The following is a 1,187-nucleotide window of genomic DNA, read 5'->3' as shown; positions in this document are numbered from 1 at the left end:
AGTGGATTGATCGGATCAAAAGAGTCCGATTTTGGGATTCCGTTTTGCGGTGTGGCGTGCGAGTTTGATGGATGCGCAATGGCATCTCCTTTACCGTTTCGGCCAGCGACCGTCGGCGCTTGCAAGCGATCGTCGCGGCCCCTGGAAGCCCGCAGAAGCATGTCTGGCGGGCGCGTATTGTCCTTCTGAGCGGCGATGGTCTGGGCACCTCGGCAATCATGGCCGAGACCGACAAGTCCAAGACCTGTGTCTGGCGCTGGCAGGAGCGGTTCATGCACGAAGGCGTCGATGGACTGCTTCGCGACCGGTCCCGTCCGCCTGGAAAGGCGCCGGTCCCGCCGAAGCATGTCGCCGAGATCGTCCGCCTGACGCAGGCTCCGCCGCCGCATGAGGCGACCCATTGGACGCTGCGCGCGATGGCCAAGGTCGCCGGCATTGCAGCGTCGACGGTGCAGGGTATCTGGAAGGCCCACGGTCTCAGCCCGCATCGCTGGCGGCACTTCAAGCTCTCCAACGACCCGGCCTTCGCCGAGAAGCTGACGACCATCGTTGGCTTGTATGTCGATCCGCCGGCCCATGCCGTGGTGCTGTCGGTCGACGAGAAGTCGCAGATCCAGGCCCTCGACCGAACCCAGCCCGGCCTGCCAATGAAGAAGGGCCGCGCCGGCACGATGACACACGACTACAAGCGGCACGGCACAACGACGCTCTTCGCTGCCCTCAACGTGCTGGACGGCACGGTCATCGCACAGAACATGCAGCGCCACCGCCATCAGGAGTTCATCCGCTTCCTCAACCGCATCGAGCGCGAGGTGCCGGCGGACAAGGCAATCCATGTGATCCTCGACAATTACGCCGCGCACAAAAAAGACAAGGTCCGCGCCTGGCTCGACCGCCACCCGCGCTGGACCTTCCATTTCACCCCAACATCCTGCTCCTGGCTCAACGCCGTCGAGGGCTTCTTCGCCAAACTCACCCGGCGCAGGCTCAAGCACGGCGTCTTCCATTCCGTTGTCGATCTTCAGGCCGCCATCAACCGCTTCATCCGCGAATACAATGCCGACAACCCGCAACCATTCATCTGGAAAGCCAACCCCGATGACATCATCGCCGCCCGAAACCGCGGGTTCCAAACGTTGGAATCAATCCACTCTCATGATTGCTGACAACGGCCTTTGGCGTAGAAA

1 protein-coding gene is annotated in these 1,187 nt (G+C 62.3%); it reads left to right on the top strand.

The window, feature by feature from the left end; translation table 11 throughout:
* Window positions 1-71 precede the first annotated feature (71 nt).
* The gene (locus G6N73_RS35770) at window positions 72-1,166 is read left to right on the top strand and encodes an IS630 family transposase (RefSeq protein ID WP_165034558.1); all 1,095 of its coding nucleotides are present in this window, start codon (window positions 72-74) and stop codon (window positions 1,164-1,166) included.
* The last annotated feature ends 21 nt before the right edge of the window (window positions 1,167-1,187 follow it).

The organism is Allomesorhizobium camelthorni (assembly GCF_011045125.1).
Taxonomy (GTDB): Bacteria; Pseudomonadota; Alphaproteobacteria; order Rhizobiales; family Rhizobiaceae; genus Allomesorhizobium; species Allomesorhizobium camelthorni.
The sequence above is the reverse complement of the archived record's forward strand: the minus strand, read 5'-3'. Positions and strand labels throughout refer to the sequence as shown.

What these genes read in the sequence shown, in the direction of transcription:
- G6N73_RS35770 (WP_165034558.1), top strand. Translation starts at nt 72, where the DNA reads ATGCGCAATGGCATCTCCTTTACCGTTTCGGCCAGCGACCGTCGGCGC.